Raw genomic sequence first — 14,269 nt, forward strand, 5'->3', positions numbered from 1 at the left:
ATTGATCATACATTAGCTCCCGCTCTTTTATATTTTAACGCATTATCGATGGAAAGAGTACAGTTTTTTTCATGACATCAAAGATCCCTTTCGGCGTCACCCTGATGTAGGGCAGATGGGTGCTTTGGAGAAACAGCAGGGTATAGACAGGATCGCTGAACATGTATCCTCTTTCAAAAAGGAGGTCTTTCAGCGCGCTTTCCCGTTCAAGCACCTTCTGAAACGCCTCTTTTGACGCCCCGCCGCTTAAATGAAGAGGAATTTCGTGGAGGATTTTTCCGTTTTCGGCTAATACGATGCCTCCGCCGATTTCCTTCATTCGCTCAAAAGCCAGCAGCATGTCATCTTTATTTTTCCCGATTGCAATAATGTCTCCCGTCGTCGAATATGAGCTGACAAACCCCTGCACGCGTGTGGCAAAGCCTTTCAGCATCGTATTGACCCGCCATCTGCCGTTTTTGTCGAACAGGGCGAGATAGCTTTCATCATGATCAAATGAGAGCTGGTTGACGGAGTTGTCAATCTCAATCGTATAAGGCTCCATGATGACGGCATTCCTCATCTTCAATCCGAGCGGCATGGAAAACTGCAAATCATCCATCGTTAGATCATATGAAAGGTTCAGAGGGACAAGACCGCCTTTTTTCCAGTCCGTCTCTCCAAACAGCTCCATGTCCGCCCCGTCAGATTTCAAGATCCGGCCTTTCGCAAGCACCGTTACCGGAGCCGGATTTTCAGGGCTTTCCAATATGTTCAATGTCGCATATCTGCCCGGTGCGACGACGCCGAGAAGGTCTTCAAGCTGATAGTATTTCGCAATATTGAAAGAGGCCATATTATATGCGTCGATCGCCGGAACGCCCTCTTCAAGAGCGATTGAAATGAGCTTGTTTGTCATGCCTTCCTTATAAAAATTCGGCGTTGCGCCGTCAGTCGTGTAGAACAAGTGGTCGTAATGGCGGAATCCCTCTTCGTGAAGGTCGCGCAGGATCGTTCTGAGATCAGGGCGTATCGAAGAATGCCTTAATCCGGCATAATAGCCCAGCTCAAGCCGCTTTAATACTTCCTTTCCCGTCATGGCTTCATGATCGGCATCAGCGCCGAAAAGCTTCATTTTTGTGAGCGTTTTCTCTGATGCGCCCGGAAAATGGCCTTCGATCCGTTTCCGCCTTCTTTTCGTGCATTGCATGCAGTGCAGGATTAAGTCATCTCCGTCCAAAAGGCGCGGCCAGCCCGTCATTTCTCCGCCCTGAATCACGTCAGGGTGCTCGCCCCAGTGCTTCCGGTAGTCGATCGAAAGAATCCGGTCTTCGTCAGGCACCTCTGTCTGCAAATCATACCTTGACCACCAATAGTAGTGAACAGGCTGTTTTTTCAGCTCCTCCAAAATAGAAAACGCTTTCTTTTTTCCGCAATGCAAAAGCAGGAACAAGTTGTCATTGACGAATGTCGTCGTTCCAAACTGTGACACATATTCGGCCAATGTTTGGGGATTATAAATTTGAAAAGGATGGGCATGCGGCTCAATATACCCGGGTACAATGTATTTTCCTTCACAATCTATGGTAGTTTTAACAGCCGTTTTCGGAAGATCGCGGCCGACATAAACGATTCTGTCACGATGAATCCATACGTTTGCAGAGATCCATTGCTTTAAATAAGGGTTCAATACGTTTGCATTTCGTAAAAGGAGCGTTGGGAGCAGCCTTGAACTTACAACATCAACTTGCGATCTGATGTCTTTGTTTTTCCAATTTAAGGTGCGTTCGAACATTCACATACTCTCCTTTACATGTAATGACCCTATGTTAACACATTTACTATTGTCACGCATTACCAATCCGTTACAATTTTTCGAAAACACAATTATTTAATTATTTAAATCGGAGGAATCAATCATGAAACAAAACATCGGACTGTTTGACGCCGTATTTCGCATCGCCTGCGGTCTTACGATTTTATCCGCCGCAGCCGCCAAGTTTACGAGAAAGCCGTGGTGCAGAATGACGCTTTTCTGCATGTTTATGGGTGCGCTCAAAACCGCTTCCGGCATTTTACGATTTTGTCCCATGACGTATGTCTGCCAAACGTATATGAAACAGCAGGGAGAGACTGGCGAACAATCATAAAAAGCACCTTTTGGGTGCTTTTTTACATTGAATAGCGTCATTTTTGCAAATGCTCTCTTGTACAGTCTTCACATAAAATCAAGCCGTTGCTCTCCAAAAACCTTTTGACATGGGTGATATCCGACGGGTTTGTCCATGTAAAAAATGTCTCGTCTTTTGATATTTGTTTTTTACACCTTTTGCAGGTTACATGGCTCATATGCTTTCTCCTTCCCTATCACTGCCTTAAAAAAATGTTGCTAAAGGTTGGGCGGTTTTTCCACCGACAACAAAAAAGCACCATTTCAGGTGCTTTTAAAATGAGTATGGCGCCGTTTTCCCTGCTGACTTCACCCGCAGACGAAAATGTTTCAAGCCATACATGCTGCTGTCGGCCATCGGCACGATCGCAAGCTTTTCCATCGAGGAATACTGCTTGAGGAGCGCCTCAAGAGCGATCGCCGCTTCCAGCCTCGCGAGCGGGGCGCCCAAGCAGAAGTGGATGCCGTGCCCAAATCCGATATGCGGGTTCGGATGGCGGTGAATATCAAATTCGTGCGCCCTCTCAAATTTCGCTTCATCACGGTTGGCGGATGCAAGGAAAGCGACCACACCTTCTCCTTTTTTCAAGCTCACTCCTCTGATTTCGGTATCCTGTTTAACGAAGCGCACGATCATCGGTGCGGGCGCCCGGAAACGGACGGCTTCCTCGACGGCCTGCGGAATCAGTTCAGGATGCCCGGCGAGCTCGTCATATGCACCCGGTGTTTCGAGAATGCTGTAGACCGCATTTGAAACCAAATTCGTCGTCGTTTCATTCCCCGCCATCAAGAGCAGATTGCAAAACGGAACCAATTCATCTGGAGAAAGCTTGTCCCCTTCTTGTTCTGCTTTGATCAAAAGCGAAATCAGGTCATTGCCGAGGTTTTGTCTTTTCTCTTCAATCATCTTTTCAAAAAATGCGGTCAGTTCTTCTTCGCCTTGATCCCTGATGTTTTTCCACTCGTTCACATCTTCCGGCCGATCGCTCTTCGGCAGGCTGACCAACAGGTCGGACCATTCTTTGAAATGATGCTTATACACTGAAGGAACGCCGAGCAATTCCGAAATGACAATGACGGGCAACGGATATGAAAAATTCTGTACAAGGTCGATCTCTTCCCTGCCGCGGACATCAGCGAGCAGTTCATTCGTCAGTTCGCGAATGCGCGGCTCCCACTCTTTCATGACGCGCGGTGTAAAAGCCCTGTTGACGATCGATCTGATTCTCGTATGTTTCGGCGGATCCATGCTGATCATCGTTTTCGCAAACGTATTGCCAGTTCCAATCTGAGGGAATTGATTTGAAAAAAAGTCTTTGTCGCTGATCACTCTTTTGACATCATTATAACGGAACACACTCCACACTTTGCTGTCTTCATCATAATGAATCGGTGATTCGGTGCGCATTTTTTCATACCATGGAAACGGATCATACGGGTCTTGTCTGTTCTTTCCGTTAATCAGCGCTTTCTGAATGGGGTTCTGCTGTTTTGTTTGACTCATTCGCTTTCACTCCTTCGGTTGCTTGTCAGCTGATTCATGAAGTTTAATATGTTAGTTTTAAATTAAAAGATTCCACCTGACCATTCAACCAACAAATGGAAAATAAGTGTCGAAAAAGTGTTTTGAGGAGGCGGCTGAAGTGGCTGACAGCTACCGAGGGGACAAGCGGATCACAAAATCGAAAACAAACTTAAAAAAAGCCTTGTTTGAACTGCTTGCTGAAAAAGAATGGGGAAAAATCTCTGTGCAGGATATTACGCAACGGGCAAACTTGAACCGAACGACATTTTATCAGCATTATCAAGATAAGTACGATTTGCTTCATCAAAATATGAGAGACATGTTTGAAGCGATGAAAGAGGATATCTTTTCGCCGCTTGATATAGATTGCAGCGGGGAAAAGCCTGAAGCGTACTGGTATGTGCTGCGCTTTTATCAGCATTTGCAACAGAACTGCGGTGATTTTGCGATTATCATCAATCGAAGATATGAGCTGAACATTAAGGAGCTGCTCAATGATTTTTGGAATGACAGCTTTTTGACGGGAATCAAAAAAACGGCAGCTGCTGATACTGACCGCTCAGTGCCTCTTGATATCCAGCGGCGGTTTGTGATTTCCGCCTTTGCGGGGACAGCCGCATGGTGGCTTGAAAACGGCATGCCTTTTCCGCCCGAATTGATGGCTGAATCGATGATCAAGATGATCCAAAAAAATTGACTGCAAAAAAAGAGACAAAACGGATGCTCCGCTCTGTCTCTCCATCGTTATTTCTGCGCTGCCTTGAGCGCACGCGCGCCGATATCCGTCCGGTAAAACAGCCCCGGTTTTCTTACTCGTTCCACCGCTTGATAGGCTGCTTCCCTTGCCGCATCAAACGTCTCTGCAAACGCTGTGACATTGGCGACGCGGCCGCCGTTCGTCACAAACTGATCGCCGCTTTTTTTCGTGCCTGCGTGAAAGACGACGGTCTGTTCCATGTCAGGCTCAAGCGCGCCGATCGGCGTGCCTTTTTCATAGCTTTCCGGATAGCCTTCAGATGCAAGAACAACGGTGACTGCCGCCGTATCCTTCCACTTGAGCTCCACTTCTTTGTCCGCGAGGAGGTCAAGCATCACTTGCACAAGGTCTGATTCAAGGCGCGGGAGGACGACCTGTGTCTCCGGATCACCGAATCTGGCATTGAATTCGATCACTTTTGTTCCTTTTTCGGTCAGCATTAAGCCGGCATATAAAATGCCCGTAAACGAACGTCCTTCGTTGACCATCGCCTTGGCGGCGGGCTCCAAAATCGTTTTAACGGCGTCTTCGACAACCGCACCGGAAATCTGCGGAACAGGAGAATAGGCGCCCATCCCCCCTGTATTCGGGCCTTTGTCTCCGTCAAAAGCGCGCTTATGGTCCTGCGCGATTACCATCGGATACACTTTCTCACCTTTGACAAAAGCCATCAGCGAAAATTCTTCACCGCTCAAAAATTCCTCGATGACGACAGACGCGCTTGCTTCGCCGAACTTTTCATCTTCTAAAAAGTCATGCAGACACTGAATCGCCTCTTCGGCTGTCATCGCGACTGTGACGCCTTTTCCGGCGGCGAGGCCGTCCGCTTTGATGACGATCGGAGCGCCTTTTTCCTCGACATACGCCTTTGCATTTTCAAAAGATGTAAACGTTTCGTATTCTGCTGTCGGAATCTGATATTTTTTCATGAGATCTTTGGCAAACTGCTTGCTGCCTTCAATTACAGCTGCTTTTTTCGAAGGTCCGAACACCGGAAGGCCCGCTTCTTCAAATGCATCAACAAGCCCTTCGATTAAGGGGACCTCAGGGCCGACGATCGTCAGTCCGATATTGTTTTCCTTTGCGAAAGCGAGAAGCCCCTCGTGATTGCCTTCGTCAAGATCAACGAGTACGGCGGTCCCGGCCATTCCGTCATTGCCGGGCGCTGCATATACAGTGCTGACAAGAGGGCTTTGCGCCGCTTTCCAGGCCAGTGTGTGCTCCCTGCCGCCTCTGCCGATAATCAATACGTTCACGTTGGTCACTCCCTTAATGTTTGAAATGGCGGATTCCGGTGAACACCATCGCGATGCCGTATTCATCCGCTTTTTTAATCGAATCTTCATCACGAACTGAGCCGCCCGGCTGAATGATCGCCGTCACACCGGCTTTAGCCGCTTCTTCGACTGTATCAGGCATCGGGAAGAAGGCATCTGATCCGAGCGCGCTTCCTTTCGCTTTCCCGCCGGCTTGCTCAATTGCGATTTTCGCGGAGCCGACACGGTTCATTTGCCCGGCGCCGACGCCGATCGTCATATCGTCTTTTGCCAGGACAATCGCATTCGATTTGACGTGCTTCACGACTTTCCAAGCGAGTTTCAGGTCTGCCCATTCCTGTTCGGTCGGCTCCCTTTTCGTCGGTATCGTAATGTCAGCGTCGTCAAAGCCGTGCATATCCAGATCCTGAATCAAAAGCCCGCCTTGAACAGATGTCAGCTGCTTTTCGTTTTTCACAGGCTGATTGACATCAAGCGTCAAGAGACGAAGGTTTTTCTTGGATGTTAAAATATCAAGCGCTTCTTGGCTGAATGCCGGTGCGATAATGATTTCCAAAAAGATCTGGTGAAGAGCTTCGGCAGTCGCTTTGTCAACTTCACGGTTGAGCGCGATGATGCCGCCGAAAATCGACGTTTCGTCAGCGGCGTATGCTTTGTTAAACGCCTCTTCGATCGTGTTGCCCGTCCCGACGCCGCAAGGGTTCATGTGCTTGACGGCAACCGCAGCCGGCTCTGTGAACTCGCGGACGATTTGAAGTGCCGCATCCGCGTCTTTGATGTTGTTGTAGGAGAGCTCTTTTCCGTGCAGCTGTTCAGCTGAAGCGATTGACCCTTTGACAGGGAGCGCGCTTTGATAAAAGACTGCTTCCTGATGCGGATTTTCGCCGTAGCGGAGCGATTGTTTTTTCTCAAACGTGACGGTGAACTGTTCAGGCTCTTTTTCACCGGTTACGTTTGTTAAGTAGTCAGCGATCAACGCGTCATAAGCTGCCGTGTGGCGGAATACTTTTGCCGCAAGGCCGCGTTTTTTCTCAAGGGATACCCCGCCAGCTTCTTTGATTTCGTTCAGCACCGGCTCGTAGTCTTGAGGGTCGACGATGACGACGACATCCTGATGGTTTTTCGCGGCGGCGCGAAGCATGCCCGGTCCGCCGATATCGATGTTTTCAATCGCTTCTTCGTATGTGACGCCTTCCTTTGAAATCGTTTCTTTAAACGGATAAAGGTTGACAACGACAAGGTCGATCGGCTGGATACCCTGCTCATTCAGCTGCGCCATGTGTTTTTCGTTGCCGCGTACGGCAAGAAGCCCGCCGTGAATATTCGGATGAAGGGTTTTCAGACGGCCGTCCATGATTTCGGGAAAGCCTGTCACTTCAGAAATGCCGATGACGTCAACTCCGTTTTCCTGAAGAAGTTTGCTTGTGCCGCCTGTTGAAATCACTTCAACGCCAAGCTCTGTCAATTCTTTTACAAAAGGGACAATGTTCGTTTTATCAGATACGCTGATTAATGCGCGTTTGATCGTCATTCCTTCTCACCTCTGCCATTTAGTTCAAGAAGCTCTTTGATTACTTCGGGATAAAGCTCATGCTCCAATTTGTGTATCTTTTCTTCGAGAGACGCGAGTGTTTCGTTTTTTTCAAGCTCAACGGCGCGCTGGGCGATAATCGGACCGGTATCCATGCCTTCGTCAACATAGTGAACCGTGATGCCTGCCACTTTCACGCCTGCTCTGTACGCTTGTCCGATCGCGTCGATGCCGGGGAACGCCGGCAGGAGCGACGGATGGATGTTGATGATTTTATTCCGGTAAGCCGAAAGAAGCGTATCGCCGATCAGCCTCATATACCCCGCCAGGACAATCCATTCCGCTTCGTGGAGGCGGAGCTGTTCAACGATCACCTGTTCAAAAGCCGCTTTATTTTCGAATGATTTCGGCTGGAATGCAAACGACGGGATTCCGGCTCTTTCCGCCCTATCAAGCACTTTCGCATCGGGCTTGTCACAGACGACAAGGACGATTTCGGCATCCCAGTTCTCTTCTCTCATTCTTCTCTCGATCTTTTCAAAATTCGTTCCGCTTCCTGATGCAAATACCGCGAATTTTCTCATGAAAGACCGGCACCGCCAAACACAACGCCGCTTCCGGCTTTCACTCTGCCGATAAGATAGGCTTTTTCACCTTTGTTTTCGAGCGTTTGAATCACGTCTGTCATATCCTTTTCTTTTACCGCAAGGACAAAGCCGATTCCCATATTGAAAACATTGAACATTTCCTCGGATTTGAGGCCGCCTTTCTCCTGAATGAACGGAAAGATAGGAGGGACGGGCCATGAGCCGATGTCGATTTCAACTCCAAGGCCATCAGGCATCATGCGCGGCAGGTTTTCGATAAAGCCGCCGCCGGTCACGTGCGCCATGCCGGCGATTTTGCCTGATTTCACCGCTTCAAGGACAGGTTTGACATAAATTTTCGTCGGCTCTAAAAGCTCTTCGCCAAGAGGCCGTTCAAAAGGTGTATACGTCTCATCAAGATTCAGACCGGCATCTTCAAGAAGAACTTTCCGAACGAGAGAGAAGCCGTTGCTGTGAAGTCCGCTTGAAGAAAGTCCGATTAAGAGATGTCCTTCGCCGATGTTTTCGCCCGTGACGATGCCATCTTTTTCAGCAGCTCCGACCGAGAACCCGGCAATATCGTATTCATTCTCTGTATAAAGACCAGGCATTTCCGCCGTTTCTCCGCCGACAAGCGCTGATCCCGACTGTACGCAGCCTTCAGCGACGCCTTTTACAATCTCTTCAATTTTGACGGGATCGGCTTTTCCGACCGCAAGGTAATCGAGGAAGAAAAGCGGCTCCGCTCCTTGAGCGAGCACATCATTGACACACATAGCGACGGCATCGATACCGATCGTGTCATGCTTGTCCATCGCAAAAGCGAGCTTTAGCTTTGTGCCGACACCGTCCGTTCCCGAAATCAGAACCGGCTGTTTGTACGGCAGTTCGGACAGGTCAAACATGCCGCCAAACCCGCCAAGACCGCCCATTGCGCCGATTCGCTTCGTTCTTTCCACATGTTTTTTCATCCGTTTTACGGCTTCATATCCGGCTTCAATATCAACCCCGGCGTTTTTATAGCTTTCAGACAACACAATCACTCCTTATTCCGCGCTTGTCCATTCGTGATATTCAAAATCAAAAGAGCAGCCGCATCGCTTCTGCTGCCCTTTATTCATTTCAGCAGGCCAGGCGCTTCAAGCGCGCCGGCTGGTTTATTTTGTTAAAACGGCTTCTTTCACGTGAGGAAGAACAGTATCTTGATAAATCTCGGTCGGGTATTTTCCTGTAAAGCAGGCCATGCACTGGCCGCGGTTTTCGCCTTCATACTGTCTTCCGATCCCGGAAAGGAGCCCTTCAATGCTCAAGAATGACAATGTATCGGCGCCGATTTCCTGACGGATTTCTTCCACTGAATGAGAGGAAGCGATCAGTTCTTCGTGCGTCGATGTGTCAATTCCGTAAAAGCACGGATGGGCAATAGGCGGAGAACTGATTCTGACGTGCACTTCCGTCGCTCCGGCTTCGCGCAGCATCGTCACAATCCTGCGGCTCGTCGTGCCTCTTACAATGGAATCGTCCACCATGACAACGCGCTTGCCTTCAACGACTCCGCGGACGGCTGACAGCTTCATCCTGACGCCTTGCTCCCTGAGCGACTGCGACGGCTGAATGAACGTTCTGCCGACATAGCGGTTTTTGATCAATCCGAGTTCGTAAGGAATTCCCGTCGCTTCGGCATAGCCGATCGCCGCTGAAATGCTTGAGTCCGGAACGCCTGTCACCACATCTGCTTCAATGCCTGATTCCTCGGCGAGCTTTTTGCCGAGATTCTTTCTCGCGCTGTGGACGTTAATGCCGTTAATATTGCTGTCAGGTCTTGAGAAATAAATGTACTCCATGCTGCAGATCGAGCGGTTGATGTTGATGGAGAACCGCTCTGAGTTCATGCCTTCATCATTGATGATCAGCATCTCGCCCGGTTCTACATCGCGCAAATATGTCGCGCCGACCACATCAAACGCACATGTTTCAGAAGCGACAACATACGCGTCGCCGAGCATTGCGACAGATAGCGGTCTCAGTCCGTTCGGGTCAAGCGCCACGATCATTTCCTTTTCCGTCATGATCAGGAAAGCATAAGCGCCTTTCAGCATGGAAAGAGCATTTTTGATCTGATCTTTCAACTCGAAATGGCCGCTTCGCTTAATTAAATGTGCGAGCACTTCCGTATCAGAAGACGTTTGAAAAATGCTGCCCTGGTTTTCAAGCTGCTGTTTCAGCTGGGTTGCGTTCACCAAGTTTCCGTTGTGCGCAAGCGCCAGGCTGCCGTTGTTTTGCGAATGGAAAAGGAACGGCTGGACGTTTTCGAAGCCGCCGCCGCCAGCCGTAGCATAGCGGACGTGGCCGATCGCCCCTTTTCCTTTCACTTTTTCGAGCTCGCCGTTTTGGAAAACTTCCGTAATCAGCCCCTGGCCTTTGTGGGCGGACATGTGTTGGCCGTCTGTCGCCACGATGCCGGCGCCTTCCTGCCCCCTGTGCTGCAGGCTGTGGAGGCCGTAATACGTAATTTGCGGTGCTTCTTCATGCCCCCAAATCCCAAATACGCCGCATTCTTCGTTTAAGCCTTTGATTTCAGCAAGCATGGGATAGCTCCTTTCCATGCGCTTTTCAGCTCTTCTGTCTGCGCATGAATCCATTGTTTTCCTTCCTCGCTTTGAACCGTAAGCATGTTGTCCGATGTTACTTCACCGATAAGGTTGGCGTCTTTGACAAGCTTTTCGAACGCTTCCCGATCCTCTTTTTTCACAGAAACGATAAACCGTGATTGTGTTTCGCTGAATAATAATGCCGGTTCGCCCGGAAGCGTCACATTGGCGCCAAGTCCTTCAGCAGACATTGCACTTTCTGCCAGCGCAACACCGAGACCGCCTTCTGACACATCGTGCGCCGATTGGACCAAACCGGAGCGGATCGCTTGAAGAAGGGCTTTTTGCCTTGACTCTTCGACTTCAAGATCGATCGCCGGCGCTTTTCCGTAGATTTTTCCTTCTGTCAGCTTTTGCAGCTCGCTGCCCGCAAATTCAGGAAGCGTCTCTCCGATCACATAGATCAAATCCCCCGCTGCTTTAAATTGCTGCGTCGTAATGTGTTTCGTATCTTCGATCAGCCCGACCATACCGATGACAGGCGTCGGATAGATCGCGTTTCCGTTCGATTCGTTGTAAAGGGATACGTTTCCGCCGATAACCGGGGTGCCCAGTACGCTGCATGCCTCGCTGATGCCGTCGGCCGCCTTTTCAATCTGCCAGAAAATCTCCGGCTTTTCCGGATTTCCGAAGTTCAGGTTATCGGTGACCGCAAGCGGCTCTGCACCGGAGCAAATGATGTTGCGCGCAGCCTCGGCAACGGCGATTTTTCCGCCGATTTCCGGATCGAGGTACAAATAGCGGGCATTGCAGTCGGTCGTCATCGCGAGCGCTTTTTTCGTACCGCGGATTCTGAGAACCCCCGCATCTGAGCCCGGCGCAACTACCGTATTCGTCCGCACCATGTAGTCGTATTGGTCATAGACCCATTCCTTGCTGGCGATCGTCGGCTGCTGCAATAGACTAAAAAGCGTTTCTTTCGCATCATCCACCTTTGGTGCAGGGACGTCTGCTTCAAGGAATTCTTTGTAATACGCCGGAACCTTAGACGGCTTGTGGTAAACAGGCGCATCTTCCGCAAGGGCATCGACCGGAAGCTCGGCGACGATTTCGCCTTTATGGAACAGGCGCAGCATTTTGTCATCTGTTACGCGTCCGACGGCAACCGCTTCAAGATCGTATTTGTCAAAAATATCGATGATTTCCTGTTCGCGGCCGCGCTCGATGACTAAAAGCATCCGCTCCTGAGACTCTGAAAGCATCATTTCGTAAGGCGTCATTCCCGTTTCCCGCTGAGGGATCAAGTCAAGGTTCATTTCAATTCCGGAGCCGGCTTTTGAAGCCATCTCCGCGCTCGAACTGGTCAAACCGGCCGCGCCCATATCCTGAATGCCGACAAGGGCATCGGATTTGATCACTTCAAGACACGCTTCAAGCAGAAGCTTCTCCATGAAAGGATCGCCGACTTGAACCGCTGAACGCTTTTCTTCTGAAGCATCAGACATTTCCTCTGATGCGAACGTTGCGCCGTGGATGCCGTCGCGCCCCGTTTTCGCGCCGACGTACATGACGGTGTTGCCGACGCCTTTCGCCTGCCCTTTTTTAATATCTTCATGGTTGATCAGCCCGACGCACATTGCATTGACGAGAGGGTTGCCTTCATAGCAGCTGTCAAACTGCACTTCGCCGCCGACGGTCGGGATTCCGATGCAGTTGCCGTATCCGGCAATGCCTGCGACTACTTCTTCAAACAAGTACTTCACGCGCGGTGAAGTGAGTTCGCCGAACCGAAGAGAGTTTAAGACTGCGATCGGCCGCGCACCCATCGAAAAGACATCGCGGATGATGCCGCCTACGCCTGTTGCAGCTCCTTGATACGGTTCAATCGCCGACGGGTGGTTGTGCGATTCGATTTTGAACACGACCGCCTGATTGTCGCCGATGTCGACGATCCCCGCGCCTTCCCCGGGACCTTGAAGGACGCGGTCGCCTTTCGTCGGGAACTTCCGCAGGATCGGCTTCGAATTTTTGTAGCTGCAATGCTCTGACCACATCACCGAAAAAATCCCGATTTCCGTATAGTTTGGAAGCCTTCCGAGAATCGATTCGATCATGGCGAACTCGTCATCGCTGACGCCCATTTGCTGATAAAGTTTCTCTTCCTTAATTTGTTCTTTACTTGGTTCAAGCAGTAGCGACATGAGTTTCCCTCCAATTTTTCACGATGGACTGAAATAGTTTGAGACCGTCGGCGCTTCCGAGCATAGTGTCGACCGCGCGCTCAGGGTGAGGCATCATGCCCAGTACATTGCCTTTTTCATTCACGACGCCTGCAATGTCGGCGACGCTTCCGTTGATGTTGGTTCCATATGTGAACGCAATCTGGTTGTTTTCTTTCAGCCTGGCAAGCGTGTCTTCGTCACAATAGAAGTTTCCTTCACCGTGGGCAACCGGAATCGTAATCGATTCGCCTGCAGCATAAGAAGACGTGAACATGGTTTCATTGTTTTTGACGATCAGTTCGACAGGGCGGCAGATAAATTTCAAGTCTTTGTTGCGTCTCATCACGCCCGGCAATAATCCGAGCTCCTGCAAGATTTGAAATCCGTTGCAGACGCCGAGTACAGGCTTTCCTTCTTCGGCTGCTTTTTTGACGGCCGGCATGATGTTTGCAAAGCGGGCGATCGCGCCGCACCTTAAGTAATCACCGTACGAAAAGCCCCCTGGAATCAAAACGCCGTCATACTCCTCAAGACTTGTGTCCGTGTGCCAGACGTATTCCGCTTCTTCGCCGAGTTCGTCTTTGATGGCGTGGAACATGTCGATATCGCAGTTAGAGCCCGGTAACACAATCACCGCAAATTTCACTGTGCGACAACCTCCTCGACTTCGTATCTGTAATCTTCAATCACCGTATTTGCCAGAAGCTTTTCGCACATTTCTTTGACCAAAACGTCAAGGTCGCGGTCTGATTTTTCGATTGTAAGCTCCATGTATTTGCCGATGCGGACTTCCTGAACTTCTTTGTAAGACATGCTGTGCAAAGCATGCTGGACAGCGCTCCCCTGAGGATCTAGGACACTTTCTTTCAAGCTGACATAAACTTTCACTTTGTACATTTTACATGCCTCCAAGTCTTTTGAATATTTCTTCGTACGCATCAGTCAATCCGCCTAAATTCCGTCTGAACACGTCTTTGTCAAGTTTTTCATTCGTTTCTTTATCCCACAGACGGCACGTATCCGGCGAGATTTCATCGGCGAGCAGCACGCAGCCGTTTGCATCAAGCCCGAACTCAAGCTTGAAATCTATCAATCTGACACCGATCGCCGCGAAAATCTGCTGCAGCTCTTCGTTGACCTGTCTTGTGATCGATTTGATGGTTTCCACCTGATCGGGTTCAGCCGCTTGCAAAATCCAAATATGGTCTTCTGTGATCAGCGGGTCGCCGAGCGAGTCGTCTTTATAGTAAAACTCGATGAGCGGATGTCCCAGCTCAGTGCCTTCAGGAATGCCGAGCCGTTTGGACATGCTCCCCGCAACGACATTGCGGACGACGACTTCAAGCGGGATGATGTTCACTTTTTTGATAAGCTGTTCGGTTTCAGAAACCCTCTTCACGAAGTGATTTCCAATCCCTTTCTCATGAAGCCTCGTGAAAATCATGCTCGAAATTTCATTATTTAAGCGGCCTTTTCCGTCGATTTCGGCCTTTTTTTCTCCGTTAAAAGCCGTTGCAGAATCCTTGTACTCGACAAACAAAATATCGTCATCATTCGTAAGAAAAATCTTTTTCGCTTTTCCTTCGTATAAAAGTTCATTTTTCACAATATTCACAGAAGGCCTCCTAAC

At 49.7% G+C, this 14,269-nt stretch carries 13 protein-coding genes; 2 read left to right on the top strand and 11 right to left on the bottom strand.

The window, feature by feature from the left end; genetic code table 11:
* Positions 1 to 34 precede the first annotated feature (34 nt).
* Complete coding sequence (locus MHB78_RS19955; protein ID WP_046130434.1) at positions 35 to 1,774, bottom strand: adenine deaminase C-terminal domain-containing protein; 1,740 nt, start codon at positions 1,772 to 1,774, stop codon at positions 35 to 37.
* A gap of 124 nt (positions 1,775 to 1,898) precedes the next feature.
* On the opposite strand from MHB78_RS19955, the gene MHB78_RS19960 reads away from it, so the two are divergent.
* The gene (locus MHB78_RS19960) at positions 1,899 to 2,129 is read left to right on the top strand and encodes a DUF2892 domain-containing protein (protein WP_046130435.1); all 231 of its coding nucleotides are present in this window, start codon (positions 1,899 to 1,901) and stop codon (positions 2,127 to 2,129) included.
* A 294-nt stretch (positions 2,130 to 2,423) separates the two neighbouring features.
* Here the strand turns inward: MHB78_RS19960 and MHB78_RS19965 are convergent, their stop codons facing one another.
* A complete protein-coding gene (locus MHB78_RS19965) occupies positions 2,424 to 3,653 on the bottom strand; it encodes a cytochrome P450 (protein WP_046130436.1) in 1,230 nt (409 codons plus the stop codon).
* Positions 3,654 to 3,792: 139 nt separating this feature from the next.
* Between MHB78_RS19965 and MHB78_RS19970 the strand changes: the two genes are divergently transcribed.
* A complete protein-coding gene (locus MHB78_RS19970; RefSeq protein ID WP_046130437.1) occupies positions 3,793 to 4,371 on the top strand; it encodes a TetR/AcrR family transcriptional regulator C-terminal domain-containing protein in 579 nt (192 codons plus the stop codon).
* Between the two features lie 47 nt (positions 4,372 to 4,418).
* Here MHB78_RS19970 and purD read toward each other — a convergent pair whose 3' ends face one another.
* The 9 genes from purD to purC all read right to left on the bottom strand — a co-directional run bounded on the left by purD (position 4,419) and on the right by purC (position 14,254).
* Entirely contained in the window at positions 4,419 to 5,687 is a 1,269-nt protein-coding gene (gene purD, locus MHB78_RS19975) for a phosphoribosylamine--glycine ligase (protein WP_046130438.1), read from the bottom strand.
* 13 nt (positions 5,688 to 5,700) lie between these two features.
* On the bottom strand, positions 5,701 to 7,239 hold the full coding sequence (gene purH, locus MHB78_RS19980) for a bifunctional phosphoribosylaminoimidazolecarboxamide formyltransferase/IMP cyclohydrolase (protein ID WP_046130439.1): 1,539 nt from the start codon (positions 7,237 to 7,239) through the stop codon (positions 5,701 to 5,703).
* Positions 7,236 to 7,823, bottom strand: coding sequence for a phosphoribosylglycinamide formyltransferase (gene purN, locus MHB78_RS19985; RefSeq protein ID WP_046130440.1), 588 nt, complete (start codon positions 7,821 to 7,823; stop codon positions 7,236 to 7,238). The genes purH and purN overlap by 4 nt, the downstream gene beginning before the upstream one ends.
* On the bottom strand, positions 7,820 to 8,860 hold the full coding sequence (gene purM, locus MHB78_RS19990; protein WP_046130441.1) for a phosphoribosylformylglycinamidine cyclo-ligase: 1,041 nt from the start codon (positions 8,858 to 8,860) through the stop codon (positions 7,820 to 7,822). Before purM ends, purN begins: the two co-directional genes overlap by 4 nt.
* Before the next feature lie 123 nt (positions 8,861 to 8,983).
* Complete coding sequence (purF, locus tag MHB78_RS19995) at positions 8,984 to 10,414, bottom strand: amidophosphoribosyltransferase (protein ID WP_046130442.1); 1,431 nt, start codon at positions 10,412 to 10,414, stop codon at positions 8,984 to 8,986.
* Positions 10,390 to 12,618: a phosphoribosylformylglycinamidine synthase subunit PurL gene (purL, locus tag MHB78_RS20000; RefSeq protein WP_046130443.1), complete on the bottom strand. Its 2,229-nt coding sequence runs from the start codon at positions 12,616 to 12,618 to the stop codon at positions 10,390 to 10,392. Before purL ends, purF begins: the two co-directional genes overlap by 25 nt.
* Positions 12,602 to 13,285 (bottom strand): phosphoribosylformylglycinamidine synthase subunit PurQ, encoded by a 684-nt coding sequence (gene purQ, locus MHB78_RS20005; RefSeq protein WP_046130444.1) that lies wholly within the window; start codon positions 13,283 to 13,285, stop codon positions 12,602 to 12,604. The genes purL and purQ overlap by 17 nt, the downstream gene beginning before the upstream one ends.
* A complete protein-coding gene (gene purS, locus MHB78_RS20010; RefSeq protein ID WP_046130445.1) occupies positions 13,282 to 13,536 on the bottom strand; it encodes a phosphoribosylformylglycinamidine synthase subunit PurS in 255 nt (84 codons plus the stop codon). The genes purQ and purS overlap by 4 nt, the downstream gene beginning before the upstream one ends.
* A 1-nt stretch (position 13,537) precedes the next feature.
* On the bottom strand, positions 13,538 to 14,254 hold the full coding sequence (purC, locus tag MHB78_RS20015) for a phosphoribosylaminoimidazolesuccinocarboxamide synthase (protein ID WP_046130446.1): 717 nt from the start codon (positions 14,252 to 14,254) through the stop codon (positions 13,538 to 13,540).
* Between the last annotated feature and the right edge of the window lie 15 nt (positions 14,255 to 14,269).

Origin of the sequence: Bacillus sp. FSL K6-0138 (assembly GCF_037982765.1) — a bacterium.
GTDB lineage: Bacteria > Bacillota > Bacilli > Bacillales > Bacillaceae > Bacillus > Bacillus glycinifermentans.

Coding starts and splice junctions, on each gene's coding strand:
- MHB78_RS19965 (WP_046130436.1), bottom strand. CDS start 3,653: ATGAGTCAAACAAAACAGCAGAACCCCATTCAGAAAGCGCTGATTAAC.
- purF (WP_046130442.1), bottom strand. CDS start 10,414: ATGCTTGCTGAAATCAAAGGCTTAAACGAAGAATGCGGCGTATTTGGG.
- MHB78_RS19955 (WP_046130434.1), bottom strand. CDS start 1,774: ATGTTCGAACGCACCTTAAATTGGAAAAACAAAGACATCAGATCGCAA.
- purN (WP_046130440.1), bottom strand. CDS start 7,823: ATGAGAAAATTCGCGGTATTTGCATCAGGAAGCGGAACGAATTTTGAA.
- MHB78_RS19960 (WP_046130435.1), top strand. CDS start 1,899: ATGAAACAAAACATCGGACTGTTTGACGCCGTATTTCGCATCGCCTGC.
- purH (WP_046130439.1), bottom strand. CDS start 7,239: ATGACGATCAAACGCGCATTAATCAGCGTATCTGATAAAACGAACATT.
- purS (WP_046130445.1), bottom strand. CDS start 13,536: ATGTACAAAGTGAAAGTTTATGTCAGCTTGAAAGAAAGTGTCCTAGAT.
- purL (WP_046130443.1), bottom strand. CDS start 12,618: ATGTCGCTACTGCTTGAACCAAGTAAAGAACAAATTAAGGAAGAGAAA.